This is a genomic window from Cellulosimicrobium cellulans, from assembly GCF_007679345.1.
In the GTDB taxonomy this organism is placed as follows: Bacteria; Actinomycetota; Actinomycetes; order Actinomycetales; family Cellulomonadaceae; genus Cellulomonas; species Cellulomonas cellulans_A.
The window spans coordinates 1-239 of the sequence record NZ_VEGH01000043.1; the positions used below are offsets into that span (position 1 = coordinate 1).

The following is a 239-nucleotide window of genomic DNA, read 5'->3' on the forward strand; positions in this document are numbered from 1 at the left end:
CACATGCACAATCGGTGTGTAGTCCAATTTCATTGCACGCTTCCAAAGGCTTGTCCACTCTGCTTGTTTGATATAGCTTTTCCCAAAATAATTGCGCTTTACAGGAATCAGCACATGAAAATGAGGATGATATGTTTTTTGTTCATGGTTTTTTGTAATCTCTAAAGCTCTGAAATAACCAAGCACCGCCGTTTTGACAGCTTTATATCCAAACAAGCGATTCCATGCTTTCATCATAT

Annotated in this window: 1 protein-coding gene; it reads right to left on the reverse strand. The window is 38.5% G+C overall.

What is annotated here, in order from left to right; translation table 11 throughout:
- Positions 1-239 (reverse strand): protein rep (locus tag FS882_RS20740; protein ID WP_187365421.1); only part of this gene is annotated, 239 nt, incomplete at both ends.